This is a genomic window from Methanobrevibacter sp., from assembly GCA_022775905.1.
Taxonomy (GTDB): Archaea; Methanobacteriota; Methanobacteria; order Methanobacteriales; family Methanobacteriaceae; genus Methanocatella.
On record JALFJX010000027.1, the window covers coordinates 21844 to 47938 of the forward strand.

The 26095-nt window shown below is 29.3% G+C and carries 26 protein-coding genes and 2 pseudogenes; 9 read left to right on the forward strand and 19 right to left on the reverse strand.

Annotated features, from left to right (window positions below; translation table 11 throughout):
- Window positions 1-54 precede the first annotated feature (54 nt).
- Window positions 55-1044 (reverse strand): hypothetical protein, encoded by a 990-nt coding sequence (locus MR875_08100; protein ID MCI6994797.1) that lies wholly within the window; start codon window positions 1042-1044, stop codon window positions 55-57.
- Window positions 1045-1749: 705 nt separating this feature from the next.
- Between MR875_08100 and MR875_08105 the strand changes: the two genes are divergently transcribed.
- Together MR875_08105 and MR875_08110 are read left to right on the forward strand one after the other, a co-directional pair.
- The gene (locus MR875_08105) at window positions 1750-2055 is read left to right on the forward strand and encodes a hypothetical protein (protein MCI6994798.1); all 306 of its coding nucleotides are present in this window, start codon (window positions 1750-1752) and stop codon (window positions 2053-2055) included.
- Window positions 2056-2156: 101 nt separating this feature from the next.
- Window positions 2157-2348, forward strand: coding sequence for a hypothetical protein (locus MR875_08110; GenBank protein ID MCI6994799.1), 192 nt, complete (start codon window positions 2157-2159; stop codon window positions 2346-2348).
- A gap of 53 nt (window positions 2349-2401) precedes the next feature.
- On the opposite strand, the gene MR875_08115 is transcribed toward MR875_08110, so the two are convergent.
- The 6 genes from MR875_08115 to MR875_08140 form a co-directional block, all read right to left on the reverse strand.
- Window positions 2402-3604 carry a hypothetical protein gene (locus MR875_08115; GenBank protein ID MCI6994800.1) on the reverse strand — a complete coding sequence of 401 codons (1203 nt, stop codon included), beginning with the start codon at window positions 3602-3604 and terminating at the stop codon, window positions 2402-2404.
- A complete protein-coding gene (locus tag MR875_08120; protein ID MCI6994801.1) occupies window positions 3594-5252 on the reverse strand; it encodes a LicD family protein in 1659 nt (552 codons plus the stop codon). Before MR875_08120 ends, MR875_08115 begins: the two co-directional genes overlap by 11 nt.
- A gap of 43 nt (window positions 5253-5295) precedes the next feature.
- Window positions 5296-6363, reverse strand: coding sequence for an aminotransferase class V-fold PLP-dependent enzyme (locus MR875_08125; protein MCI6994802.1), 1068 nt, complete (start codon window positions 6361-6363; stop codon window positions 5296-5298).
- 17 nt (window positions 6364-6380) lie between these two features.
- On the reverse strand, window positions 6381-7331 hold the full coding sequence (locus tag MR875_08130) for an ornithine cyclodeaminase (GenBank protein ID MCI6994803.1): 951 nt from the start codon (window positions 7329-7331) through the stop codon (window positions 6381-6383).
- Window positions 7324-8637, reverse strand: coding sequence for an adenylyltransferase/cytidyltransferase family protein (locus MR875_08135; protein MCI6994804.1), 1314 nt, complete (start codon window positions 8635-8637; stop codon window positions 7324-7326). The genes MR875_08130 and MR875_08135 overlap by 8 nt, the downstream gene beginning before the upstream one ends.
- A 193-nt stretch (window positions 8638-8830) precedes the next feature.
- On the reverse strand, window positions 8831-9379 hold the full coding sequence (locus MR875_08140) for an NAD(P)H-dependent oxidoreductase (GenBank protein MCI6994805.1): 549 nt from the start codon (window positions 9377-9379) through the stop codon (window positions 8831-8833).
- A gap of 509 nt (window positions 9380-9888) precedes the next feature.
- Between MR875_08140 and MR875_08145 the strand changes: the two genes are divergently transcribed.
- Window positions 9889-10167 (forward strand): hypothetical protein, encoded by a 279-nt coding sequence (locus MR875_08145; protein MCI6994806.1) that lies wholly within the window; start codon window positions 9889-9891, stop codon window positions 10165-10167.
- A 158-nt stretch (window positions 10168-10325) separates the two neighbouring features.
- A pseudogene (locus tag MR875_08150) lies at window positions 10326-10873 on the forward strand (DNA alkylation repair protein).
- Between the two features lie 78 nt (window positions 10874-10951).
- On the opposite strand, the gene MR875_08155 reads toward MR875_08150, so the two are convergent.
- The 3 genes from MR875_08155 to MR875_08165 all read right to left on the reverse strand — a co-directional run bounded on the left by MR875_08155 (window position 10952) and on the right by MR875_08165 (window position 13036).
- Window positions 10952-11854 (reverse strand): DUF11 domain-containing protein, encoded by a 903-nt coding sequence (locus tag MR875_08155; protein ID MCI6994807.1) that lies wholly within the window; start codon window positions 11852-11854, stop codon window positions 10952-10954.
- On the reverse strand, window positions 11838-12152 hold the full coding sequence (locus MR875_08160) for a hypothetical protein (GenBank protein ID MCI6994808.1): 315 nt from the start codon (window positions 12150-12152) through the stop codon (window positions 11838-11840). The genes MR875_08155 and MR875_08160 overlap by 17 nt, the downstream gene beginning before the upstream one ends.
- Window positions 12153-12559: 407 nt before the next feature.
- Window positions 12560-13036 (reverse strand): stage II sporulation protein M, encoded by a 477-nt coding sequence (locus tag MR875_08165; GenBank protein ID MCI6994809.1) that lies wholly within the window; start codon window positions 13034-13036, stop codon window positions 12560-12562.
- Between the two features lie 453 nt (window positions 13037-13489).
- Here MR875_08165 and MR875_08170 point away from each other — a divergent pair, with 453 nt between their 5' ends.
- Entirely contained in the window at window positions 13490-14827 is a 1338-nt protein-coding gene (locus tag MR875_08170) for an NCS2 family permease (protein ID MCI6994810.1), read from the forward strand.
- Window positions 14828-14839: 12 nt separating this feature from the next.
- Here MR875_08170 and MR875_08175 read toward each other — a convergent pair whose 3' ends face one another.
- The 3 genes from MR875_08175 to MR875_08185 form a co-directional block, all read right to left on the reverse strand.
- Complete coding sequence (locus MR875_08175) at window positions 14840-16252, reverse strand: MFS transporter (GenBank protein MCI6994811.1); 1413 nt, start codon at window positions 16250-16252, stop codon at window positions 14840-14842.
- A gap of 173 nt (window positions 16253-16425) precedes the next feature.
- Window positions 16426-18075 carry an AarF/UbiB family protein gene (locus tag MR875_08180; protein ID MCI6994812.1) on the reverse strand — a complete coding sequence of 550 codons (1650 nt, stop codon included), beginning with the start codon at window positions 18073-18075 and terminating at the stop codon, window positions 16426-16428.
- A 635-nt stretch (window positions 18076-18710) separates the two neighbouring features.
- Window positions 18711-19427: a DUF4013 domain-containing protein gene (locus tag MR875_08185; GenBank protein MCI6994813.1), complete on the reverse strand. Its 717-nt coding sequence runs from the start codon at window positions 19425-19427 to the stop codon at window positions 18711-18713.
- A 154-nt stretch (window positions 19428-19581) separates the two neighbouring features.
- On the opposite strand from MR875_08185, the gene MR875_08190 reads away from it, so the two are divergent.
- Window positions 19582-19770 carry a hypothetical protein gene (locus MR875_08190; protein ID MCI6994814.1) on the forward strand — a complete coding sequence of 63 codons (189 nt, stop codon included), beginning with the start codon at window positions 19582-19584 and terminating at the stop codon, window positions 19768-19770.
- 335 nt (window positions 19771-20105) lie between these two features.
- Here the strand turns inward: MR875_08190 and MR875_08195 are convergent, their stop codons facing one another.
- The 3 genes and pseudogenes from MR875_08195 to MR875_08205 form a co-directional block, all read right to left on the reverse strand.
- Window positions 20106-20588 (reverse strand): GNAT family N-acetyltransferase, encoded by a 483-nt coding sequence (locus MR875_08195; GenBank protein MCI6994815.1) that lies wholly within the window; start codon window positions 20586-20588, stop codon window positions 20106-20108.
- A 150-nt stretch (window positions 20589-20738) separates the two neighbouring features.
- The gene (locus MR875_08200) at window positions 20739-20843 is read right to left on the reverse strand and encodes a hypothetical protein (protein ID MCI6994816.1); all 105 of its coding nucleotides are present in this window, start codon (window positions 20841-20843) and stop codon (window positions 20739-20741) included.
- A 41-nt stretch (window positions 20844-20884) separates the two neighbouring features.
- Window positions 20885-20989 (reverse strand): annotated as a pseudogene (locus MR875_08205) (pyridoxamine 5'-phosphate oxidase).
- Between the two features lie 190 nt (window positions 20990-21179).
- On the opposite strand from MR875_08205, the gene MR875_08210 reads away from it, so the two are divergent.
- Entirely contained in the window at window positions 21180-21563 is a 384-nt protein-coding gene (locus MR875_08210; protein ID MCI6994817.1) for a helix-turn-helix transcriptional regulator, read from the forward strand.
- Here MR875_08210 and MR875_08215 read toward each other — a convergent pair whose 3' ends face one another.
- From MR875_08215 to MR875_08225, 3 genes are read right to left on the reverse strand one after another with little or no spacing between them, the layout of a single operon-like run.
- Window positions 21564-23018 carry an NAD(P)/FAD-dependent oxidoreductase gene (locus tag MR875_08215; GenBank protein MCI6994818.1) on the reverse strand — a complete coding sequence of 485 codons (1455 nt, stop codon included), beginning with the start codon at window positions 23016-23018 and terminating at the stop codon, window positions 21564-21566. It lies immediately after the preceding gene.
- A 50-nt stretch (window positions 23019-23068) separates the two neighbouring features.
- Complete coding sequence (locus MR875_08220; GenBank protein ID MCI6994819.1) at window positions 23069-23752, reverse strand: hypothetical protein; 684 nt, start codon at window positions 23750-23752, stop codon at window positions 23069-23071.
- A 59-nt stretch (window positions 23753-23811) separates the two neighbouring features.
- Window positions 23812-24099 carry a hypothetical protein gene (locus MR875_08225; protein MCI6994820.1) on the reverse strand — a complete coding sequence of 96 codons (288 nt, stop codon included), beginning with the start codon at window positions 24097-24099 and terminating at the stop codon, window positions 23812-23814.
- 146 nt (window positions 24100-24245) lie between these two features.
- Here MR875_08225 and MR875_08230 point away from each other — a divergent pair, with 146 nt between their 5' ends.
- Window positions 24246-24683: a MarR family transcriptional regulator gene (locus tag MR875_08230; protein MCI6994821.1), complete on the forward strand. Its 438-nt coding sequence runs from the start codon at window positions 24246-24248 to the stop codon at window positions 24681-24683.
- 21 nt (window positions 24684-24704) lie between these two features.
- Entirely contained in the window at window positions 24705-26090 is a 1386-nt protein-coding gene (locus MR875_08235; GenBank protein MCI6994822.1) for an MFS transporter, read from the forward strand.
- The last annotated feature ends 5 nt before the right edge of the window (window positions 26091-26095 follow it).

Below are 26095 nucleotides of genomic sequence, written 5' to 3' on the forward strand. Positions count from 1 at the left end.
AAAAAAAATAGCAAATAGGGCAGTGATGCCCTAGGAAATTACTATTTAAGAATTTTATCTTTTTACATATGCTCCAGCAAGCAAACCAATAACAATAATGATCAACAATATTGGATTACCAGTAGCGTGACTGTCAGTTACTATTTTAGGTTCATTTGAATCAGATACTTCAGGCCCATTGGTTTCTTCTGAAACATCATCATCAGAACTATTTTCTAATACAGTATCAACATTTTCTTCACCCAATGGATCAAATCCAGTTGTGTTTTCTGTTGTATCATTATTTAAGTCATCTTCAATTGTGTCTTCAGTTGTATTGGTTGCAGTAAGATTCTCCGGTTCATCATCATAATTGCTTATATCATCATCCAAATTCTTAAGAATCTCCCCAATATCAGCATCAGGATTTTCACCATTCATGTCATTTTTAATCTCAACTACTTTGAATACGAAAGCAGAGACTAAAACACCATCAATATGTATTCCATCAGACTGTTTTTTAATAACATAAGCAAAGAACTTATATCCATCTTTTGTTGTATTGATATGTAAATTATTTACGTTTTCCCATATATCTGGATACCAGGTTTTTAAGATTGTATTAGATACATTCTCATTATAACCAATTCCCTTATTTCCCAATTCATTTAAATAATTAGCAAATTCATCAGAAATATTGAAATATTTGTTTAAGTTCACTTCACCTGTGGAACTGCCCTTACTTATATCATTACCATTTTTATCAACAATATGACTCCAAACATTACCATGTTCCTCCCCATCTTTTTTAAGAGCAGAAACATTTACAGATACCTGATTCAAAGATCCCTTATAAGAATCACCAGAATCAGTGATTGGAAGATATTCTGTTACTGAGTTACTTGTATATGTCTTATTACTGTCGACGTCTTTTGGATTGAATTCACCATTTGTACGGATATACATATGTCCAGTTTCCACATCATCTGAAGAATCATCTGCACATACGAATCCGATTGAAGCTAATGTAAAAAGCATTAATATTACTAAAATTACTTTTTTCATAAAAATCTCCTTTTTAGAATATGTATTTTAATAAAGCTTTTTTACAAATTCATTAAATTCTGAACAATATTTTCTTGAATTATCATCCATTAATAGTACAACTTATAAACTAATAACTATCAAGTTATATCAAGTTTATACCATATGTGATATATTTCTTATAATATATATAATTAATGTATTATAATAAGTTTTAATTAATATTAAAAGATAATTAACTGAGAGGATAATATGAAAAGCATTCTTTATTTAACTGATCTTTTTTATGAAGCAAAAGGGCGAAATTACTACGAAGAAGATTTATTTATCATAAAACAATTGCAAGAAGGATTTTAACATAGCAATATGTCATCCAAAAGATGCTGAAGTTTTTGAAGATAATGCAGATCTAATTGTATTTAGAAATACTGGTTCTGTTATTTTTTATCAGAAAGAATATGACTTATTCAAATCAAGAGTACATGAAAAAGACCTTTTAACTTTTAATGAAATCACAGGAAAAGCAGATATGAACGGTAAACAGTATCTTATTGAATTAACAGAAAATAATTATCCTGTAATCCCCACAATAGATGATATTAACAATTCTGAAAAACTTCCAAAGTCTGATTTTTATATATAAAACCTAAGGATGGGGCAGATTCAATAGGTCTTGAAAAACTTTCTGATGAGGAATTACTGAATAAAGATTTAAAAGGGAAGAAAATGCTAATAGAACCGGCAATAGATTTCGAATATGAAGTTTCATTTTATTTTATCAATGAAAAATTTGAATATTCAAGGTATACACCTAATTCAAAAAAACGTTGGGAACTCAAGGAATATGCACCAACAGAAGATGATCTTAAATTTGCAAGAAAATTCATTGAATGGAATGATATTAAACATGGAATTCAAAGAGTGGATGCATGCAGAACAAAAACAGGAAAGCTTTTATTAGTTGAACTTGAAGATTTAAATCCCTTTTTATCACTTCAAGTACAAGTGTTGAAACTCAAAAGAGATTTCTAACAGATTTAAAAAATGCATTTTTAGAACTGATTTGATAATCAGTACTCTAATATAATATAAAGTTCAAATATTTAATTAATTAAAAAAATAAAGGTAATGCGATGAAACTCATTGACGGATTAAAAACATATTTAACAGACTGGAAAAATCTTCTTACACATGGAATAGTTGGAGTAATTCTACTTTACTGTTTGCTTTTTGCTCCAATTGCTTGGTACTGGAGAGTGATTATATTAATTCTTGTTGTTGCTTTTAATTTAATTAGGATGAACTATTCTAAAAAGAATAAATAAAAAAAGTATTGGAGAATTTAAAATTAAATTCTCTAATTTTTTTAATAAAAAAATCATTCAACAAAATACTTTTTATTTGAAATTTTATTTATCTTATTACGTAACTTTTCACGACCAGATTTTACTAAAACCTCATCAATTAAAGCATCAGTTTTTGGATCAATGGAAAATGTCATTCCAAATTTGGAATATCTTCTTAATGTGGAAATAGGTTTTTTCAGTTCTTCATAGACTTCTTCAAATTGCTCTTCATCATCTAAATCTAAAGTTAATAAATAATCAATATTATTTTTGAAGTATCTTTTAAACTCCAGTTGTCTATTGGTCATTTTAACTAAACGCCAAATATTTGCAACAGCAGTTTTTTCATCATCATGTTTTCTTCTTTCCCATACCACTTCTTCATGGCAAATTCTAGCTTCAGTAATAATATCTTTTGTTGCTTCAATGACTTTCTCATACCCAATTTCAGTGTCAACAATAACAGTTCTTTTTATTTTCTGTTCTTTAATTTCTTTTTCTCTGAAATTCTCATTATACATTTCAGTGAAAAATTCATCTGTACATTTAGGTAAACAAAGTTTAATTCCATCAACATCATATTTTACTGTTTCTTTTAGAATTTCTGAACTAATGTTATATTTAAGAAAACGAACCATAGAATAATCCTGAATATTTTCCCATTTATCAATGAAAATACGATTTTTAATCTCATTATAATAACGTTTATGTCCACCAGTTACTGCATAAATTTTATTTAAAACATTAGTAGCTAATTTCAAATGCCAAAATTTATCACTCACAATAACTCTATTTAATGTTAAACGGAATTTTCTTTCACGAGCCAATCTTTTTGACCAGCCCTTAATTATAGTACCATCTAATTCTGCGTGTTTACGTATTGGATAAATACGAACCTCTATTCCATTGTGAATATTATTGTCTAAATAAACCATATTGAAATAAGTAGTATTTTTATTTCCATAATTGATGAAAGAAGGGTTAAATTTAGGATTATTGAACATACCTTCAACATACCGATCATCACTATATTCATTCTCAATGATTTCGCAAAAACGGTCCATATCCCCCATAGTCATAGCAACAGACATCATTCTAGTACCATTTTTCACTGTATGATTAAGATATGCATTTAAAGCTGTTTGACCAATTAAAATATATTTTAAACCATTCTTTGAACAGATATCATCGATTTCTGCAAGTAATTCTAATTGTATATCTTGTTTACTCTTCATTATTTAACTCCTCAATGAAATCACGTTCCAAATCTATACGACTAATACCAGTTTCATTTTCAATTTTTTGCCAAATCAGACCATTTCTTGTATTATATATCGCATTATTATAAAGATCCATTGCTTCATTATCCAAACCACATTCCATCTTTGCTTTAGCTTGAATAGCCATTACTTCACCATCAAATGGATACATCTCTAAAATATCCTTACAATATTCATCAATAGCCCTATAATCATCTAATGAATCTGCATTATTGTCCATAATCCATAATTTTGAACGATGTATATCTAATAAATCAGGATATTTAACACTGTACTCGTCAATTAATGATTGAACCATGGATTCATCTTTATCATCATAACGAGCAACAGATAACTTTCTACAAAAAGTAATAATATCATCTATTTTCATTAGTTCATCAGATAATGGATTTTCCTGCATTTTACGAACAGTTAAGAACTTATTAGCATTAAAATATTCTCCTTTTTCAATATAACATAACAATAATGTTGAAAGATTTTTATCAGAAATCGGAACCATAATACCATACTTGCGAACATCGCCAACTAATTGTAAAGAAATATATTCATTAAGTTCATCAAAGACAGCATCATAATCCTTATTTTCTTGTAATTGACGCAAGAAATCCTCTTTTCCTTCAATATTTTTAGTTATATGTTGAGATTGAACAAAGACTTTTTCTTTAGCAATTAAACTATCAATTTTTCTTCTATTGTAAAATGCACGAGCATTACTACGTTTATTTATTTTATATTTTTCAAAAACAGAATCACGATTTATTTTATCAAGATATAAATCAGTGTATTCACTGAAAGGAATTTCAATATCTTGGAAAGCATTATGAACTATTTGTTCTTCATAATCTGGAACATACATCCAACTATCCCCATATGCTATTCTAAAAATACATTCACTTTGTTCAGCAACAGGGAGTAAATTACCTTCAAAATTTTCCAATCTAGGAGTTCCCAAATGTTCTTTTCTATATCTTAATATTTGAATTCCCCAACGCATACAGAACTCAACACATTCTTCAGTTGAAAAATAGAGTAATTTGTCTTCTAATTCCTTAAGAACTTTATCTTCACCTTCAGAATCAACTCTATCACAATATTTTTCATATAATTTATAATGTTCCTTCCATTCATCAAGAGATAAATTTTTGTTTACAACAAAATACGGGGACATCAGTTCTGTGTAAATACGAAGATATTTAATATATTCCTGGATTTCTTCTTCACCAGTAGGCATTGGATCCATAATGAAAAATTCAATATGCTGACCACATGCTTTTCCAGGTAATGCCTGTGATTTATAAATTGCAGTGGTTGTATTATCAGTATACCTAACAATTGGATTGTTATAATACTTTGTATTTCCATTATATACAAAAGTACGTCCTTCAGGAACAACATTATCCTCTGTTTCAATAACATTCCTTAATTTATTCCAGTTATCCCTTGTAATATACAAATCAACATCATCATCCCAAGGTAAGAAACGATGATTTCTAACAGTACCTAATGCAGTACCACCAGCTAAATAGTATTCAACATCATATTTAGTACAAATATCATCAATTTCCAACACTAAGTTGAAAAGATTTTCTTGTACTTTATTCATTCTACTCAAATCAAATTTCTCCTAATATAAAAAATTATAAAATTTATTTATTGTTTACAAGATTATCTATTGCAACAACCAATTCTTCAACATCATCAATTGAATGTTTACCTACATGAGAAACACGGAACATTTTTTTAGCTAAATCTCCACCACTAGGATTTACAGTAAAACCATATTTATCAATTAATTCCCTATAAATTACATCAGCATTTTCATCTGGGAACAATACTGGAGTAACTGCATTGGATAAGGGATATTTAGGATAATCCAAACCGATTTCTTTAATTCTTTTTCTAAAGTAAACAGCAATTTCATTTGTTTCTTTTATAATGTTTTCAATTCCTTTTTCTTCAAGACGTTTAACCATGTCATCTAATTCTATGATGATACGAACTGCAGGGGTGAATGGAGTTTGTCCCCTTTCAGCATTTTTTAGATGGTCTTTGAAATCGAAATAAATAGATTTTGAGTCAATAACTTCAACTCTTTTTAATATTTTTTCACTTAATGCAACAACAGATAAACCTGGAGCCAATGATAATGCCTTTTGTGAACTTAAAATAACTGCATCAATTCCATATTTATCCATATTGATTTCATCAGCTAAAAAAGCACTAATTGCATCAACAACAAAAATTAAATCATTTTCACAACAAACTTCAGATAACATTTTAATATCATATAATTGTCCGTTTGAAGTTTCATCAAGATTTACAAGCAAACCAGTAAATTTTTCATCACCAATTACATCTTCAATCATGTCTTTAGTTAAAGTTTCACCATTTTCAACTTTGACAGATTTATGTGGAATATCATGAACTTCACATATTTGAGCAAATCTATGACCAAAAGAACCACCCTCAATTACAATTAAGTTGTCTTCTTTTGTAAAACAGTTCATTACAGTTGCTTCCATAGCTCCTGTTCCTGATGAAGTTAATAAAATAATTTCACCATTTTCGTTGAATAATAATCTTTTTAATCCAGCACTAGCTGAAAATACCACCTGTGAAAACTCATCATTTCTAAAGTATGGTACTTGTTTTCCACCAATTTCTAATGTTTCTGGAAACATTTCAACTGGTCCAATAGTAAATAAATGACTCATAATTATCTCTCCTTTTATTATATCATAAAAAATTTATCTTTTATTTCATTTTCCAAATCCAATGAGTTTTTATAAAATTTTGAAGCAAAGTACAAATCATGTATAGCCAAACCATAATTATATACTAAAATTCTTTCTTTATCATTAGTACGGCCTTTTACTTTACTCAATAATACATCAGATACATTCTCAACTGATTTGAATTGGTCAAAATATTTAAATCCTCTAATCTGATTAACTTCATCAGCAAATACTTTGTCAAAAAACAAATCACAATTCTGGAAACCTAATGTCATAATAGGTATAACTGTACAACCTTCTTTATAACATTCATCAGAAGCAAAATCTTCTGTGGCTCTTGTAACAGCAGAAATAATTAAATCACTGCCAATTATTGTTTCTTCATAAGTATCACACAATTCAAATTTCATATTCGGATACTTTGAGAAATAATCCATAAACCTTTCTTCATGATTATGATATTTATATAATTTAAAAGTAATTTCACGGTCTTTGATTTTAGACATCAATACATCAATACATGCAAACATTATATTTCCCAAACCAAAAAGACCAACTGTCTTAAAATCTTTTTTTGAAAAAAGTAAAGCAGAATGTGCAGCTGCCGCACCAGTTCTTAATGTAGTAATATACTCCATGTCAATTAAAGCATTTAAAACACCAGTATCTGCTTCGTACAATAACATATCGCCAAGCATTGTTGAACGAGTTTCTCCAGGATTTAACAAATGACGACCAATCATTTTTAAACCTGCAATATTTTCATCTTCATACATACAAGGCATACAAGCATAGTAATCCCCATGATCTTGACTCATACGGGATTTAATAGGCATTTGAAAATCTGTTTTATTTTTTAAAGCAAAATCAACCCAATCAAAAAAGTTTTCTGAAGATAATTTTGTACCTATTTTTTTACAGGTTTCAAAATCAAAAACCTTAATCATTATTGTACCTCTCTTTCCTTATGTATTCAAGTATTTCAACAATTTTTAATGATTCTTCTTCAAAAATACTTTTTGAATCAATACGATTGTTAGACAGCATCCTTGACATGTCTCTAATTAAATATTTGAAACCATTTCCTTCAAAATTGGTATTAAATAACTGAACATCACTAGAACCTGGGGTATGTAATTCAAAGCTTTTGCTTCTCCACCAATCTCCTCTCATACGTATTGTTCCTTCTGTTCCAATGATTTCAATTTGATTATCAACACGAACAGTGTTTCCAACATTGATTATTGCCCTACCTTTTGGATAGACAAAATTCATTGAAGCAAATTCAATATTGTCCCCATCTTTAGATACTTGGAAATCAAAATTGTCATAATTATCTCCCATAATTTTTAACATTGGAAGCAATGCTATTGCACCTAAGTCATAAAATAAATTAGAACGAGTGATATCATTTTTAGATATGGAACAGTTAAAGCTTAAGATATCACCTATTAAACCACCTTGTGCCATCCATAATAATTGGTTGAATACATAAATATGAACCATTTTAGTATTTTCCATTAAAATGACATTATTTTCTTTTGATAATTCCATTAATTTCATTAATTTATCTGAACTGAATGCTGCAGGAGGATCATATAGAACATGTTTGCCTGCTTTGAGGGCTCTTTGAATGTAATTAAATCTTTCAACAGCAGCGCAATGAACATAAATAATATCAGATTCTTCAAGCATTGCATCATAATCATCAAAAGTGTTTTTAACACCATATCTTTCCTTAAATTCATTTAATATTTTATTATCATCACTGTAAACATTTTTAACTTCGAAACCATTGACTAATTTAGCTTCTTTTACAATCTGATTATCATCAACGAAATCACAAACAATACCCACATCATATTGATCAAAGGTTTCTTCCCTAATTTGAGTGCTGGAAATACCCTTGGTTCTTTCGAGATATACCATATTACAGTACTTAGATAAATGATCGAATTTGCCTACCCAATCATCACCAATAACAAATGAATCAATATCATATTTAATGATATCATCAATTTTCTGGCCAAGATATTCCTCAACTATAATTTCATCTGCAAACCCTGTTTTTTGCACATTTTCTATTCTAGTTGCAAGTGAATCGTGAACATTTAACTTTCCACGCCCAACGTCATAATTTTCACCAGTAACACCTACAACCAAATAATCACCATACTCCTTTGCTCTTTTAAGTATGTTGTAGTGTCCTTTATGAAATAAATCAAATGTTCCATATGTAATAATTTTTTTCATGAAAAAACCCTCTTAAATTAATAAAATATATTACATAATAATTTATAAATTAATACTATTAAAAGTTACTATAATACTCAAAAAATAGTATAAAAATTAATTTAAAAACTAAAAATAAGCCGTTTAAATAGAAAAATTATGAATAGCTAATTTTTTAAAAAAAAATATATGAAATATTCTAAAAAAGAATAAATCATTCAATTAAGTTCATTAAATCTTTACAGTGTTTATCTGCAAGATTTTCCATGTTTTCAATTTCATCCTGTGTGCTGTCTCCAGTATTAAACATACCACCGGTGAAAACTGTTCCAAGATAATTCATTTTACAGAATTCAAAAATGACTTCATAAGGTTTTATGATTTCACTAACAGAAATTCCTGCTTTTCCATCTTCAGTATAATCTTCATTGGAAGAACCTGCAGTAATTCCTAAAATGATCTCCTTATCTTGAAGAGCATTTTGGCTACCATATGCCCATCCGTGTTCAAATACTTCTTCAAACCATCTCATGATAAGTGATGTCATGGAATACCAGAATAATGGAGATTGCACTACAATAATATCTGCCCATAACAATTTTTCTTTTTCCTGTTCAATATCAATGTTGTAATCTGGATAATGAATCGCTAAATCGTCAAATCTTGCATAGGGATACTTTTCTTTCAAAGTTTCAATAATTCTTTTATTTCCAACAGATTGACTTGCATATGGATGACCAGAAACTATCAATAAATTTTTCATATTTTCTCATCAATTTTCTAATTATCAATTCAATATTTTGTTATAATCTTTTAAATATTTTATCAAAAACTGAATAATATTACAATAATACTTGATTAAAAATCAAATGTATAAACATATAAATAAAAACATATAAATTATTAGTGTTAAATTTAATTTTCATTTGGGGGAAGTAGCATAATAAATAATTTCTTTGATGGATTTAAACACAGATTAGGTGAAGACAGCATTCCTTATCAAATAAGCCAATATGGCATTCTCATCGCAGGATTATTTTTTTATGCAATCGGAACTGTATTATCATTTTAATTTTAAAACATGATTTTGAAAAAATCAATGTTCTACAATTTGGTTTAGCTTTATTATATGGTGTTTTTGTAGATATCAATTTAGGAATCTTTTCATGGATAGAACCTAATTTTTACATTGCAAAAATAGGATTATGCGTATTAAGTTGCATAGTTTCAGGGTTTGGAATTTGGCTTGAGGCAAAATCTGACACATTATTATTGCCTCAAGATGGAGCTGCATTTGCAATATGTGATGTGATTAATAAAAAATTCAGCTTAACACGTCAAATGATTGATTTTACTCTTGTTGTTTTAGGTGCTATTGCATCATTCTGGTTACTTGGCAGTTTAGTTGGTATCAGAGAAGGTACATTAATCAGAGTTGTTTTAATTGGAGTTTTCGTTGAAATGTTCGTTAAATTTTATAGAAGGTTCAGAAATCCTAAAACTAAAGAAGAATATATTGCATATAAACAAGCAAAAAACCAAAGCAAATAATTTTTTAATTTTTTAAAAGCTATTTTTTATTAACATTACATCAATCCATTTTAAAATATAAACGATTACTCAACTAACATTAAAAAGGTCAAATTATGGATTTTGAAGAAATAATCAAATTTTTTAATGAAAATCATGATGAAAATAATCTTAAAACAATGAAGAGACTTAAGGCAGGAAGCAGTAAAACTTACGGTATTAAAATGCCTGTTTTGAGAAAATTAGCCAAAGATATTGGAACTGATCATAAATTATCAATCAAATTATGGAATCATGGATATCATGATTCACGGATACTTGCTACATTAATAGAAGACCCGAATGAAGTCACAGAAAATCAGCTTGATTTATGGGTTCATGATTTTGACAACTGGGACATCGTTGACCAGGCATGCATAAATATCCTATATTATATGCCTAGTGCAATAGATAAAATTCCCATTTGGGCAAAATCAGAAGAAAAGAACAGCATTCAGTCTAATTGCAGTTATTGCAGTTCATGACAAGAAATCAGAAAAATGATTACTTTGAAAAATTTTTCCCATTGATAATTAATGGATCTAATGATAATCGTAATTTTGTAAAGAAAGCCGTGAATTGGGCGCTTAGAAGCATTGGAAAGAAAAATAAATTTTTAAATAAAAGAGCATTGGAAGTTTCAAATGAAATTTTAGCTATTGACTGTAAGTCATGTATAAATGGATAACTAAAAATGCAATTAAAGAATTAGAAAGTGAAAAAGTTCAAAAGAAATAAAATAAGTGCATTTAAACACTTAAAACAACTATTTTTTACGTTTTAATGGTACAAAAATACATGAAACCAATCCAATTAATAAAATTAATAATGGATTACCAGTACCATGAGCTCCTGCAGAATAAGATGATTTGCTTACTGAATTTGCAATATCTTCATTGGTATTCTCAGTAACATTTTCAGTCTCATCAATATCCTCAAGTTCTTCAAATTCATATGTTTCATTATCTGTTACATTAACAGTTTCATTTGTATCGTTAGCAGTGACTTTATAAGTTTCATTTTCTAAAACATTATATTTAATCTCAGTAGTTTCATTATACCCTGCAACAGCAATATTAATGAAATTACCTGCCTTAGTAACTTTAAACATTACAGTTAAACCAGCTGTTTGCCCTTCAGTCAAATTACCATTATAATTCCAGGAATAATTGTCTTGATAAGACCACAATCCAGTATCATCAGTATAACCTATATAAATTAAACCATCAAAACTCTTTTCTTTAATGTAAGGATTTGTTATATTCCAGTTACCAGTATTTGTAATATTCAATACAAATCTTACAGTATCCCCAACTGAAACATTAGGATCCATACATGTCTTACTTAAAGACATATTATAAATAATTGTATAATACTCAACATTGTAACCAAATAAGTTTTGTACACGAGTATCTGGTGAATAAACAACTACAAAATCATAGACTGCAAATGTAGTGTCATTTATTTTCTTAAATTCAGTGTCAGGAACACGTACTCCACTATCATATAATGAAATAACCTTTTGAACACCACTTTTAGAACTATGTAAATAATCTTTATCAGTAAAATCCCATACTGTCACATCATTATTAAGAATATCATAGTAAATTATTATCTTAATATATTCAGCAACATTAGAATGGTCATTATTATTAAGTACAACACTCATATTTGACAAGGAATGATTTACCAGTAACAGCATTCCTATAGTGATTAAGACAGAATCGTTTATAATTAGTTCCATTAATTTCAATATATGAATTTGACCCTGCTGTATACAATCCAGGATTATTTAATAAATTTACATTCCACAGATTTACATTATAATTTGTAATATAAAATGAAGAAGATACATTTTTTCCATCAACATAATGATTATTTCCATTAATGGATATTGGTTTATTGATGACAATTCCATTTATTAAGTCACTATCAGTATCTGGATTATATGCATAATCTTTATTCAAAGTGAGATAACCTGAAGTATCTGAATCAATTAACTCTTTTAATTCAAATAAAGTACCAACATTATCATCAGTTAAAACATCATCATTAGAAGATTCAATTACTGGATTTGAAGTTTGAGATTCAACAATACTGTCCTCAAATTAGACATTTTCTACAGCAATTGTATCATTAATATCCCCATTAGCTGAAACTGCAGATATTGATATCATCAGAAATAAAAGAACGATTAACAACTTAAAAACATGATTAACTTTCAAATTTTTCACCTCATTTCATTTAATTGAAAAAAAGTAATAAACAAATAATCACACATTATTACCATTAGAAAATATGTATGCAATATTATATAAAATTTTAAAAAATATTGAATATTATTTAAATTAAAAATTATAATTTTATAAACCATCTAATAAAACATGTGAACAATAGCAGGAGTAATGTTTGACTCAATAATTGCAGCGACAATTAAAAGAACCATAGATACAAGAATCAACAATAAAATATCTTTAATATATATCTTAGATTCATTCCATTCTTCCCCAACTGTTTTATCTTTACTGATAGCAGCTTTAACCAGTTTTATTTCCAATTTTGTTAAAATCAATGCTCCACTTAATGAGAGTATTAATGATACGAATTCAAATATTCCATGAGGCAATATTGAGACAATACAAAAAATAGGATCAAGTGAAAATGAAACCCCCAAAAGAAATGCATTGTATCCAATAGACAAAATTGCAAATATTGATAGAATCAAACCACTTATAATAGTCATTAGGTCAACTGAAAAATTGTGGATAAAATAATCAACTGCAGATAATGAATCATCAAAAATAATTGGTATTTGAGAATTTGACTCACCACCACCCATAACTATACTCAATACAATAAATGTTCCAATTGATATTGCAAGAAAAAATCCTGTGGAAAACCATACGATTTTTTATTTCTATCATAAAAATCATGAACAAATTTTCTAGTAAAAATTTCAATCATCGAATATCATCATATTTTAATATATTTTTGTACATTTTAAAAGTTTTCAAAAATTTAATAGTAATATTAGATATTTTACAGTAATACTTAGATGTTTTAAAATTAATAATCAAAAATAAATGGATGTTAAAAATTTTTATTTAAATTTATTATTTTAAACATTATTTAAATTAATTTATCTTTATTTCAATAGTTTTTATCTAATAATTAGTTTAATCAACTGTAGCAAAACTTTAATAGTATTTATAAAAAAATATAAAAAATGAAGACTTTATTAGATATGATTTTATCTTAAAATATTGTGTGTTATATTGAAGTTTTCGTTTATTAGAGGTGTTTTATGTTAAACGAATTTTTTAAATTATCTGAAAATAAAACAGATGTTAAAACTGAGATCATTGCAGGTATTACAACATTTCTTGCAATGTCATATATTTTAGGTGTAAACCCTGGAATGCTAGCTGAAGGTGGAATGCCTGCTACAGGAGTATTCTTTGCAACTGCATTTGCATCAGGTATTGCATGTATTGTAATGGGACTTTTCTCCAAGTATCCAATCGGATTAGCTCCAGGTATGGGTTTAAACGCATTATTTACTTATACTATTATCTTAGGTATGGGTAACACATGGCAAACTGGACTTGCTGCTATATTTATTTCAAGTATTCTTTTCTTCTTGATAACAGTTTCAGGTCTTAGGGAAGCAATTCTTAATTCAATCCCACAAAACTTAAAACTAGCTATTGGTGCTGGTATTGGTTTCTTCTTGGCATTTATTGGATTAAAAGGTGCTGGAATTATTGTTGCTGATCCATCAACTTTTGTTGCACTTGGATCTTTATTCAGCGCTCCTGCACTTTTAGCATTAATTGGTATTGTATTGACTTTAGTATTATATGTTAAAAAAGTACCTATTGCAGTATTCATCGGTTTAATCGTAACTGCAATTTTAGGAGTTATTTTCACTGCAGTTGGATTTGGTGTAGGAGACATGACTATGCCTGCACTTCCTGCTCAATTTATCTCAACCAGCATTGATACTTCATTGATTGGAGGATTTGCTTCTGGATTTACACAATTATTCAGCAACATTCCAAACTTGATTTTAATCTTATTCTCATTGCTCTTTGTTACATTCTTTGATACTACTGGAACTTTAATTCCTTTAGCACGTCAATGTGGTTTCATGGACGAAGAAGGAAAAACACAAGGAATTGAAAAAGCTTTCATGGCTGATGCAATAGGTGGAATAATTGGTTCCATTTTAGGTACAAGTACCGTAACTGCATATGTAGAAAGTGCAACAGGAATTGGTCTTGGTGGTAGAACTGGATTAACAGCTGTTGTTACTGGTGTTTTATTCTTAATTTCCATATTCTTTGCTCCAACCGTGTTAGCATTATTTACATCATCTGTAACTGCTGCAGCATTGGTAATTGTAGGTATCTTAATGATGACACAATTAAAAGATATTGAATGGGAAGACTTAACAGTCGTAGCTACTGTTTTCATGACCATCATTATGATGCTTTTAACTTACTCCATTTCATTAGGTATTGCATTCGGTTTCTTAACCTTCGCTATTACAAACATTGCTATAGGAAAAGCAAAAAATTTAAACAAATTAGTATGGATAATGACCATCATATTCATTATCTACTTATTCTTCGGATTATAGTGTTTAAAGAATTTAAACACTATTTTTTTCTTTTTTTTCATTCTTACCTACAACAGTAAGAATAATTACAATTACACTTAATATTATTGAAAATATTGCAATATAGTGTAAACCTGAGGTTAGCTGCTGTGCTGCAGATCCAAACAATACATTTTTCTGCATATTTTGGGCAGATACACTAAGAGCATATATTAAACTTCCATAACATACAGCAAAACTTATTCCTAGATTCCTTGATGCCTGAATAACACCTGATGCTGTTCCACTATATTTTTCAGGAACTGAAATCATAATTGCCTTATTGATTGGTGACTGCAATAGTCCACATCCAATTCCATAAATAGCAAATATTATGAATATTGCCAATCCATGGCTCTCAGTATTTGTTCCAATAATCAATATACTTGATATTATGCAGATTATACATCCTGCGATTGTTGGTAATACATATCCCTTACGATCAGTTATTTCTCCACTTAATGGTGCAATAAAAATCATTAATATTGGTGCAGCACTTAAAATCAAACCTACCATACTGGATCCATCATGAACTACTTTTTCCAAAAAGTAAGGTAATCCATAAATAAATAGGTATTCAGCTACATATGCCAGGTGAAGATTGATGGAACTTGTAGCAAATGTTTTATTTTTAAATAGACTAAGATTTAAAAGAGGATCTTCAGCATTTTGTTCTATTTTAATTGTAGCAACTATTGAAATTAATGATAGGATTAATGATACAAAAAAGTAAATATAATCTTTATCTTCAATAAATGTCATTGTTGCAATTATTAATGCAATTGATAAGAAAATTCCAATCAATCCTTTAATATCCCATCTGACATCCATTGTTTCTATCTTATCCAAACTGTAAACACTTAAGAAAAATGTCAAAATACCAATTGGAACATTAATTAAAAAGATAGCTCTCCAATTAAACATTCCCTGCAATATACCTCCTATTGCAGGACCAATAGTAAGACCTACAGCTGCAAAAACTGAATAAATTCCATAAGCCTTTCCTAAATGAATTACTGAAAATGCTTTTTCCAAAATTACCATAGGCCCTGAAAGGAGAATTGATCCAGCAATTCCTTGTAAAAATCTGCAGAATATCAGCAATTCAATTGAAGGAGCAATTGAACATAAAATTGAAGTTACAACAAAGCTAATGACTCCGATGATAAATATTTTATCATGACCGTATCTGTCACCCAATTTGCTTGCAAAAAGTGCGAATCCTATAAATGATATGAAATACGCAGTGGAAACAAGACCAGTTACACTTAGATTGCTTTGAAAGTAAATTTGAATATTTGGTAGTGAAACGTTTGCAATACTAGTGTTTATACCTGCCATTAACACTCCAAGAGATAATGCAGTGAGAATTTTCCATTTATTATCAGATTCTCCCATATTTGCCATATAATAACGCCCCACTTTAATAGAATTATAAATAAAAAAAAATAAATTATTTTTCTTTAAAAGCATCAAATTGACTAAAAATCAATTTAATATCAAAAATAAAATGTAAAAATAACATTATAATATTTGGACAAACAATGGTATAAATGTATTCATTATTTATTATACTCATATCATTTGTACATTACATTCATTAAAACTAAATATCCGCCCAAAACTGCGCTAAAAACAAAACCTACCAATCCAAGTATAGGTAGGCCGAATAATGTAGGACCAACATCTGTAATAAGAGCAAGGGAAGAACCAATAATCAATGATGACAAGATTAATGAAATGGATAACTGATTAATCAATTGACCAATTCCTTCATGCTTCAATTTTACTTCAATATTACCTTCTTCCAATTTTGATATAGTACTGTTTATTGTATCAGGTAAATCCTTTGCCAGATGTTCCAACTGCAAAAGGTAATTCAAACTGACTTTTGCCAATCTTTCAGGTTTATATTTATTGATTACAATTTTTCTGGATAATTTCTTTAGTTCAGTTGCAGCGTTGAAATTAGGATCAAGCTTTTTACCAGTATCTTCAATCAAAGCTATTCCACGTCCAATCATTACAAATTCATTTGGAAGAACAATGTGATTCTTAATCATTGCATTTAGCAAATCTTCCATTGCACCATCCATATTCTTTAACTCAGCACCATAATAAAGATTCAATAAATCATTGATATCTGCACGCAATTCAGGAGTATTCTGTGACGGTGAAATAATATCCATATAAATCAATTGTTTAATTATATTGTCAGTGTTTCCACTTATTAAAAGCAAAATAAGTTCAGCTATATTTTCCTTGAAGTCCTCGCTCAATATACCAATCATACCCATATCAATGTAACATAACTTATTGTCCTGTGTCACTATAAGATTTCCAGGATGCGGGTCTGCATGGAAATACCCATCAATTAAAATCTGTTTAAAATAAGATTTAAGGCCATAATCAGCAATTTTTCTTTTATTGATATGAGGATAATTACCTTCAATCAAATCATTAACCATTACACCCCTTATAAGTTCCATAGTGATTAGTTTTTCACTGCAGTAATCAGCGTATGCCTTTGGAATCTTAATATAATCAACATTACGGAAGTTCTTTAAAATATTCTGCATATTCATTAATTCTTCTAGATAATTGATTTCCTTAAGAATTGATCTTTCAAATTCACTTATAATAGCTGGCAGATTTAATGATTTGGTTGTTACAATATATCTGTCTATTCTTTTTGCTAGAAATTTCATTATTTTGATATCTGATTCAATAATTTCACGGGATTTTGGCTTTTGAACTTTAATTGCAACTTCTTCACCAGTGCTTTTCAATCTAGCCTTATAAACTTGTCCAATGGATGCTGAACCTATTGGATTTTGATTAATATCAGAATATATATTTTCAATAGGCTGGCCCAACTCATCTTCAATAACTTCCTTCATTTCATCAAATGGAGTGACAGGAGTGTTGTCTCTCAACTGTTCAAGCTCTTCAGCAATCTCAAGACCTACCCAATCAGGTCTTGTACTTAACATTTGACCTAGTTTAATGTATGCAGGACCTAATTCTTCTAGTACTTTTCTAATTCTTAGTGGAACTGATTCATCCGGAAAATCATCTTCTTTTTCAAGTTTATAGTTTCTTAAAAAAGGAAATTTCCTAAAAAAAGTATTTTCCTCAATTAAATAACCAAAATCATTCTTTTTAAGAACTTTATATATCTCATTTAATCTTTTTAGATTATCATTCCTAGTACTAGCAACAACTTTCATTATTTAAAAATAGTAAATTATAATATTTATTCTTTTAGAATATCTGTAAAAAAAATAATTAATGTTGAAAGATTGTTTTTTATTTAATAAAAAATATGGTTTATCAGGCAGAATAAAAGAGAAAACAACCTTTCATTTTGGAGATAGAATATCTTAAAGAAAAACATTAAGTTCGGAAAAAGGTTGACATGTAAAGTGATAATACTTTAAGATAATCATCTTGATTATTAATATTTGTTCGATAGTATATAAACCTTTCGTACATATACAAATGAATTTTATTTATGAAATTTTTCAATTAAATATTATAATCGAAAATGGCTGATTTTTGAAAAATTATAATATAATACAATCTTTCCTAAGTTTTAGAGAATTATCTTAAATTTTATTAATTTAAAAGGTATTTTTTTTGAGGTTGACATAATAATCTTTAAGTATAAAACTTAAGACAATCTCTTTTGAGAATAAAAATATGATATTCCAATGAATAATGCATATTTTTTAAGAGTTTTCATTTAAGACAACTCTTACAATAATTAATATTTGTTTGTTATTATAAAAACATTTTATCACTTATCAAGGGTGACAAATAGTATTATAAAAAATAAAAAAAATAAAAAAAGAGTTTATTAATTCTAAGCATTAGAATATAATAAACCAGATGCTCTGTAAGCAACAAATAAGAAGTAGATTTCAAATATCCCACTTAAAATTAATGAAATAGTAGATCCAGCATCACCTAAGCTAGCAATTGCAGCAAAAATAACTCCTGCAATAATACATACAATAGCTAATAATACAATAAGAGCTAGGATTTTTAATATTCCTACTCTACTGATATCAGCAATAGCTTCAGGAATGTTTAAAGCATCGGATAAATTTTCATTTTTAGCTAATCTGCATTGTGCCATGAATAAAGTGAATGCAAATACAATAATAACAATTAATCCAATGATTGAACCTACAAGTCCTAATAATTTACCTAAAATATATGTAACAACAAAAGGAATGATCATGTAGACAACATTTACAACAAATAATTTTAAACCATTGATTGCTTGTCTTACAACATCTACTTCAGGACCTCTGTTTTCTCTGTTAATTCCGAATTTTACAATATCCAAACAGTACCCTTCAATTACTAAAAATATGATTAAAGCAATGATTAATCCTATAACTGCAATTCCTCCACCAACTAACCAGTGGTCTGTAGCGAAACTTGCAATAGTACCCACACCAGTAAAAGTAAGAACAATTGCAGCGATTACTCCAAGAATTACATAAATAATAAGTGCTTTAACGTTATTTAATGGGTATGCCAAAGCATCCCCTAAAATTTCACTTAATTCCATTTTTAATACCTCTTTTAAATTTTTTTGATTCACTCCATGATATTTTAAAAAAATATAAAGAATACATATATATTCTATTTAGTAATATATAAAATAAATTACAAAATTTAATTTTATTTATAAAGGAGCATTTTAAAATGAAATTTGATCATTTATGGAAAGATTTTTATTCCCAAAATTGGTTTATAGTGTAACTGAAGGCCCTCTTTCAGACAAAAGAATGCCAACAGCAATGATTTATACTATGAATGTGACTGAAGAATTCTGTCAGGAAAACTACGATTTCACTCTTGATTCATTAGAAACAGTTATTGGAAACATGTTCACCAAACCATATTCCTAAAAGCATACAATACATATCAGTTTAAGGATTACAGCAAATATAAAAATGATATTTTCAAGGAAAGTGAAAAAGCAAAACATAGGGATGAACAATTCCCCGTTGATTTAAAAAATGCTTTCGAATTAGGTATTAAAATAGCTGAAGATGCACAAAATAAAAAAATGATAAAATCAATGAATTTTGGAATTCTGAATTGTGCAAATATGAAAACGATTGCTTAAGAAAAAACAATATATTTGACATCTAATAACATATGTTGATGTTCAGGCACCTTCAGAAAAAATAATTGAAATCATTGACAGATACCAAATTAAAGAATAATTCCATTGAATTATTCACTTATTTTTTCCCAATTCACCTAATGTATCTCCACTTATTCTAAATACTGTCCAGTCTTTCATCGGTTCAGCACCAAGAGACAAGTAAAAATCAATGCTTGGCTGGTTCCAGTTAAGACACCACCACTCCAATCTCCCACAGCCTCTTTCAACTGCAATTTCTGCCAATGTTTTAATTAATCCCTTACCATAACCTTTTCCACGATATTCCGGCTTTACGAACAAATCTTCAAGATAAATTCCTGCACGACCCAAAAATGTTGAGAAATTATGGAAAAACAATGCAAAACCAACTTCATTGTCATCTTCAAGTGCAAATATCACTTCTGCAACCTTTTTATCGAAGATCCATTCGTTCAATAGTTCTTCTGTTGCAATAACTTCATCAAGCATTTTTTCATATTCAGCCAATTCTTTAATGAATTCTAAAATTAAAGGCAAATCTTCCTTTTTGGCAAATCTATAAGAAAACTGAGACATAATATCACCTAATCAATATTATGTTAATTAAAATACGATATAAAATTTATGAAAATAAAAAAAAAGAAAAAAAAGATTTAGATTTCAAATTGTTTTGCTGGCTCTCCTGAAAAATCAGCAATAGTAGCTTTACCAGAAATAGTAAACACTTCACTCATCTGTAAATTCCACTTCACCTGCAATTCTTAACCATGCAAATTCAGGATTTGCTGCTGTAAGTTCAAATTTAAGGTTTGCTTCCAATTCTTTAAACATTGGCTTTTGGTTGCTTGTACAAAAGTAAGGTTTTCCATTTCTTCAAAGTAATACATGATTGGTCTTACTTTTGCCTGACCATCTAATCCTAAAGTTGCTAAGTATTCTACAGGGTTTTCGCTTAAAAATTTAATTACTTCATTCATAATAATATTCTCCTTAACAGTTTTTAATTTAAGTAAATGAAATTAAATAGAAATATTTAACCATTTAAGTTCACTCGACAAGTTATATTATGTATAGACATTAATAAATAGATTTTGTAACTAAAAAATAACTGAGTAACCGTTTGGTAACTAAAAAAGATTTATATGTTTCAATATTATACAATTAATCATGAGTTCTAAGTCAGGTATGGAATGTCCAATAAATAAAGCAGTCGAGTTGTTTAATAAAAAATGGACCATTCAATTAATAAGAGACATGTTCTTTGGAAAAAAGCAGTTCAAAGACTTCCAGGAAGATAAACCTAACTTAAGCAATAAAGTTTTATCCCAACGCCTCAAAGAAATGGAAGAAAAAGGACTAATCGAAAAAAGAATAATAAACACATCACCAGTATCTACAGAATACCACTTAACAGAGTACGGTAAAAAATCAAATAAAGTAATTTATGAGTTGGCGGCTTTCATTGTAGAAAGTCCAAACTATCCAGAATATAAAAATAATAAAGAAGAACTCAAAAAAACTTTTGAGACTACTTTAAATATAAAAAATTAATTAAAATTTGTAATGTATCTTGTGTAACTTATACAAGCATACAGAACTACTTGAAGGGAATGCATAAATCATTTCATCAAGCTCTTCCAAAGTTATTTTTTTATTGATAATGAATGTAAACATGTTTGCTACGTTTTCTGCATCTGCTGCATATATTTCAGCACCTACAATATTCAATTCCTTATCAACAATTACTTTTACTTCAGCTGTTTTATCATTTTTAAGTTCAATAGAATATGAATTACCATATCTTATTGTGTGAACCTCATATTCATCGCTTTTATCTGCAATGTATGCTGGAACACCGACTGTTGCTATTCTTGGTATTGTATATGCAACTGCAGGCACTACAGGATATTTGATTTCATCAGCTTCACCCAATAGCTCTTTTGCGAGATATTTTGAGTGATGTATTGCAACGGTTACGAGTTTAGCTATTCCTGTATCTGCAACATCTCCTGATGCATATATGTTTGGAACAGCAGTCTGCAGGTGTCCATTTACCTTGATTCCTTTACTTGTGTATGTCAATCCTACATTTTCAAGGCCAATATCTTCAACATTTGCTTCCCTTCCCATAGCTGCAATTACATAATCCCCAGTTATGCTTTCACCATTCTCAAGGTTGACTGTAAATGCATTATCATAAGCTTTATTGTCTATTTTTGCTTCTGGATCTCTTAGGAATTCATCACAGTTAATTGAATTTTCAACATTTGCAACTTTAGCTTCAGGATTATCGATTATGACACTTTCATCCTTAATGACTTCTTTTACTGTCTGGTTGAAATGGAAACGAATATTTTTCTTCTTTAGGATTTCAATTACATTTTGCACATATGGCTGGTGGAAGTACTTTAATGCCATGTTTCCACGAATTATAACATCTGCTTCAAGTCCTGCTTCTGCAAGTATTGATGCAAACTCCATACCAACAAATCCTGCACCAATTATGATTGCATGCTTTGGAAGCTCTGCAATATCTAAAAAGTCAGTGCTGTCATGCAAGTATTCCTTACCTTTAATGTCTGGAATGACTGGTTTTAAACCTGTACATATTACAATTTTATCTGTTGTGAAGGTTTCATCGCCCACTTTTACTGTGTGTTCATCCACAATCACTCCTTTTCCATGTGCAACATCCAAGTCATATTCCTTGAATTTGCCATCTAAAAATTCAGCCATTCCTGAAATACGTTTCTGTTTGTATTTCATTAAATCCGGCCAGCTGACTTCAAAGTTGCCTGCTTTTCCCACACCCTCAAAATTGTCAGCTAATGCTTTGATTTCATATGGTGCATCAAGCAGTGCCTTTGAGTTGCAACCTCTGTTTGCACATGCTCCACCGAAAAGGCTTTCTTCTATAATTAATATTTTAAGACCTGCTTTTCTTAAGAAACGGCCTCCTTGCCATGCTGCATTTCCACTTCCAATATAAATGACATCATAATCCATAAAATTAACCTCTGAATTAAAATTTTATTTAAAATATTATAAGTTATTATCTAAATATTTTCAGCAATCATGCCGAAGAGATCTTTTGTTTTCATAGTTATCATAAATTCCCATACATCTTCAGGTACTTCATATACAAATGTCGGATACCCTGCATTGGCTATCGGCTTTGATACCAAAACTGCAGATGTTGACTTGTATGTTTCACCACCCGTTACTGGATAATAATTAAAATCACTTGAATCTTCTATATTTTGTGCTATCCTAACTGATGCATCATCCATTGCAGGAGTTGCTACATAGAATCCTTCACCATATTCAGGAATATGAGAATGGCTTATTACTACTGCATCAGCATCACTGGCTGTTACATTAGGATTTACATAGTCATGAACCAGACTTTCACCATTTGCTCTTCCTTGACTGTAATCCTGTGCATCCTGTGTAACAGTAACCTTATAATGGATTATTTTGACGTTATCACCTGCAAACTGTTTTGCAGCATTGATTTCAGGGTCAATTGCAAGTGTTTCTCTTGGATGGATTCCAGTTATTAATGCAATACAGTTAGTAGCATTTGGATTTCCATAAATTCCAACTTCTACAGTACCTATGTTTGTATCTGCAATTGTTGCATAATTAGCATCAGGTATGAAAAGTCCACTTCCAGAAACGAAAATAGCTCCAAAAATTAAAAAAAGAAGAATAATTATTATTTTTGTTTTTCTCTTCAAGCTTTCACCTTTTTAGAATTCAAATAATAACTATTAAAGTTTAAAAAAAGAAAAAGGAATTAGAATTTAAAGAATTCCTTACTCCATTTGATTTTGTGTTTTAAATCTTGAACTTCCATTTCATAGGTTTTTTCGGAATCACCATAGTTTTCGTCCAAGTTTTCAGCTTTAGCGTCAACATCAACTTCAAGTAAACCAGATTTTTCTAGTTTTTCAATTTCAGGCAATGCTTTTTCTTTCAATTCAAAAAGCATGTCAATAGCTTGACCAACAGTAATGTTTTGTGCTTCCAGTTGTTTCACTTTTTCCATTTGTTCATCAGTTAATTCTATTTCCATTTTACTCATAGTCCTACCTCATAAAACAATTATAAATTATTTATATATTTAGCAATATTCATTTAAATATTTTTTAGTAATAATGTTTCATTCATAACTGTTTCAAAAGAAACATTTATAGTATATTATTTAAATATGATAAATCAGGTGAAAAAATGGATAATAATCCCGATGTTTTTGACAATGCTCCACTGATTGGATGGATTCATAACATCTCCAAAAATCAATTGAAATATTTAAATTCACGAATCCAGGAACTAAACTTGAACCGTGAAATAAGATATATAATGATGATTTATGACAATCCTAACTGCTCACAGGACGATTTGGTCAATATTTACGGCGAAAGCAAAGCAAATATGGCAAAAGCACTGAAAAAACTGGAAGAAGATGGATATATCATTAGAGAAGTGAATCCTGAAAACAGACGCAAATATATGTTAAAAACTACAGAAAAAGCCGACGCATTAGTTCCAAAGATACGACAGATTTCCCTGGACTGGGAAGAGCAGGTTGGAATTAGTGAGGAAGATATTGAATTAAAAGAAAAAATCAGACAAATAGCCATCAACGGCATGAAACTTATCGACTAATAAATTAAAAGAGGAGAAATAATGAAAATAGAATTCGAAACATATGTTATATTCATATCATTTATAACTTCATTCTTTGCAGTGTTTTTATCAAATGGTGTGGTAATAGGTGTTCCAGCAATAGCACAGGACTTTGCTATGAATAATGTTATTCAAAACTGGGTACCTACAATATTTTTCCTTGTTGTAGCAGTGTTTACTGTTCCAGCAGGACAAATTTCAGGAAAATTCGGTGTTAAGAAATCATTACTTGCAGGAATAATAGTATTTTTATTAGGTTCCATAGGTGCATGTATTGCATTTTCAACCGAATCATTTTTAGTATTCAGAATTATCCAAGGTGCAGGTGTTGCATTCCTAAATGTATCTGCAATGGCAATGGTAGTTCATGCAGTTAAACCACAAAACAGAGGAAAAGCTTTAGGTTTTACAGTAACTGGAGTTTATCTTGCAACTTCACTTTCACCAGTCATCTGTGGATTTTTAGTTCATAATCTAGGATGGAGATCAATGTTTTACTTTGTGATTCCATTTTTAGTATTATGTATCATATTATTAATCTTAAAAATCCCTCAAGAGTGGACAACATATCAAGATGACACAATCGATAAAGTTGGATCTATTGTATATGCCATTGGAATTTTATCATTCATTTACGGATTCACTACTTTAATCACAACAACTGGTAAATTATTAACCGTTGCTGGAATTATTTTACTTTCAATATTTGGAGTATATGAGTTAAGGCAAAAATCCCCAGTTTTCAATATGAATCTGTTTAGAAACAAAAAATTCACATCATCCAACATTGCAGCATTATGCAGTTACCTTGCAATAATGGTTGTTACCACAATCCTAAACTACCACTTCCAGTACGTAAGAGGATGGGATGCACAAATGTCTGGCATGATATTAATTATCACACCAATTATCATGGCAATAATGGCACCTAATGCTGGAAAACTATCCGATAAGATACATCCACAGAAATTAGCTGCAATTGGAATTGGAATTGCTGCTGTTGCACTTGCAATATTGACATTCCTAACTGGAGACACACCTCTTTACATCGTAGTATTAGCTATGGTATTGCAGGGTATTGGTATGGGACTCTTCTCATCTCCAAACATGAATGCAATTATGAGTTCAGTTCCACCAAAAGATGCGCCAACTGCATCTGCATCACAGGCAACCATGAGAACAATTGGTCAAACAATGAGTTTAGGTTTATTAACACTTATATTCGCTTGGGTGATGGGTAGTTTAGAACTCGCTCCACAATATGCAACAATGATTGTGCAAGCATCTCAAATCATCTGTGGAATTTGTACAGTAGCTTGTGTTTTATCAATATTCGCATCACTTGTTGGAATTAAATCAAGTGATAAATTCAATACAGACAGATAAAATTG

What these genes read in the sequence shown, in the direction of transcription:
- MR875_08225 (MCI6994820.1), bottom strand. Translation starts at nt 24,099, where the DNA reads ATGAGTAAAATGGAAATAGAATTAACTGATGAACAAATGGAAAAAGTG.
- MR875_08235 (MCI6994822.1), top strand. Translation starts at nt 24,705, where the DNA reads ATGAAAATAGAATTCGAAACATATGTTATATTCATATCATTTATAACT.
- MR875_08130 (MCI6994803.1), bottom strand. Translation starts at nt 7,331, where the DNA reads ATGATTAAGGTTTTTGATTTTGAAACCTGTAAAAAAATAGGTACAAAA.
- MR875_08185 (MCI6994813.1), bottom strand. Translation starts at nt 19,427, where the DNA reads ATGGAATTAAGTGAAATTTTAGGGGATGCTTTGGCATACCCATTAAAT.
- MR875_08200 (MCI6994816.1), bottom strand. Translation starts at nt 20,843, where the DNA reads ATGTTTAAAGAATTGGAAGCAAACCTTAAATTTGAACTTACAGCAGCA.
- MR875_08135 (MCI6994804.1), bottom strand. Translation starts at nt 8,637, where the DNA reads ATGAAAAAAATTATTACATATGGAACATTTGATTTATTTCATAAAGGA.
- MR875_08190 (MCI6994814.1), top strand. Translation starts at nt 19,582, where the DNA reads ATGGAAAGATTTTTATTCCCAAAATTGGTTTATAGTGTAACTGAAGGC.
- MR875_08230 (MCI6994821.1), top strand. Translation starts at nt 24,246, where the DNA reads ATGGATAATAATCCCGATGTTTTTGACAATGCTCCACTGATTGGATGG.
- MR875_08215 (MCI6994818.1), bottom strand. Translation starts at nt 23,018, where the DNA reads ATGGATTATGATGTCATTTATATTGGAAGTGGAAATGCAGCATGGCAA.
- MR875_08195 (MCI6994815.1), bottom strand. Translation starts at nt 20,588, where the DNA reads ATGTCTCAGTTTTCTTATAGATTTGCCAAAAAGGAAGATTTGCCTTTA.
- MR875_08175 (MCI6994811.1), bottom strand. Translation starts at nt 16,252, where the DNA reads ATGGCAAATATGGGAGAATCTGATAATAAATGGAAAATTCTCACTGCA.
- MR875_08125 (MCI6994802.1), bottom strand. Translation starts at nt 6,363, where the DNA reads ATGAGTCATTTATTTACTATTGGACCAGTTGAAATGTTTCCAGAAACA.
- MR875_08155 (MCI6994807.1), bottom strand. Translation starts at nt 11,854, where the DNA reads ATGAGTGTTGTACTTAATAATAATGACCATTCTAATGTTGCTGAATAT.
- MR875_08115 (MCI6994800.1), bottom strand. Translation starts at nt 3,604, where the DNA reads ATGAAGAGTAAACAAGATATACAATTAGAATTACTTGCAGAAATCGAT.
- MR875_08120 (MCI6994801.1), bottom strand. Translation starts at nt 5,252, where the DNA reads ATGAATAAAGTACAAGAAAATCTTTTCAACTTAGTGTTGGAAATTGAT.
- MR875_08180 (MCI6994812.1), bottom strand. Translation starts at nt 18,075, where the DNA reads ATGAAAGTTGTTGCTAGTACTAGGAATGATAATCTAAAAAGATTAAAT.
- MR875_08105 (MCI6994798.1), top strand. Translation starts at nt 1,750, where the DNA reads ATGCTAATAGAACCGGCAATAGATTTCGAATATGAAGTTTCATTTTAT.
- MR875_08100 (MCI6994797.1), bottom strand. Translation starts at nt 1,044, where the DNA reads ATGAAAAAAGTAATTTTAGTAATATTAATGCTTTTTACATTAGCTTCA.
- MR875_08170 (MCI6994810.1), top strand. Translation starts at nt 13,490, where the DNA reads ATGTTAAACGAATTTTTTAAATTATCTGAAAATAAAACAGATGTTAAA.
- MR875_08110 (MCI6994799.1), top strand. Translation starts at nt 2,157, where the DNA reads ATGAAACTCATTGACGGATTAAAAACATATTTAACAGACTGGAAAAAT.
- MR875_08140 (MCI6994805.1), bottom strand. Translation starts at nt 9,379, where the DNA reads ATGAAAAATTTATTGATAGTTTCTGGTCATCCATATGCAAGTCAATCT.
- MR875_08210 (MCI6994817.1), top strand. Translation starts at nt 21,180, where the DNA reads ATGAGTTCTAAGTCAGGTATGGAATGTCCAATAAATAAAGCAGTCGAG.